The sequence below is a fragment of the Variovorax sp. WDL1 genome (assembly GCF_001541225.1).
GTDB lineage: Bacteria > Pseudomonadota > Gammaproteobacteria > Burkholderiales > Burkholderiaceae_C > Variovorax.
The window spans coordinates 1-358 of the sequence record NZ_LMTS01000120.1; the positions used below are offsets into that span (position 1 = coordinate 1).

The window sequence follows — 358 nt, forward strand, 5'->3', positions numbered from 1 at the left end:
CAGGGCACGCGCGTAAACCCGATCGTGCAGGTGCACGCGGCGGTGGGCGGCGTCGGCCGCGTCGGCGGCAGTGCTGCGGGTGCTGCCGGCGGGACTGCGGGCGCGCCCATCCCCATGGTCGTGCGCACCAGCACGCCCAACGCCGCCGTGCCCACGGCCAGCCTGTTCCGCACACACCCCGAGCCGGGCAGCCGCTACCTCGTCGAGACCGATCCGCGCTTTGCGAACCAGCGGCAGTGGCTGTCCAGCGACTATTTGCTCAACGCCCTGGGCAGCGACCCTGATCTTGTCCATAAGCGCCTGGGCGACGGCTTCTATGAGCAGCGCCTGATTCGCGAGCAGGTGGCGCAGCTGACCG

The 358-nt window shown here is 70.9% G+C and carries 1 protein-coding gene; it reads left to right on the forward strand.

Annotated features, from left to right (window positions below):
• Positions 1–358: S-layer family protein (locus tag APY03_RS42520; protein ID WP_198161259.1), on the forward strand; the 358-nt coding region annotated here is incomplete at both ends.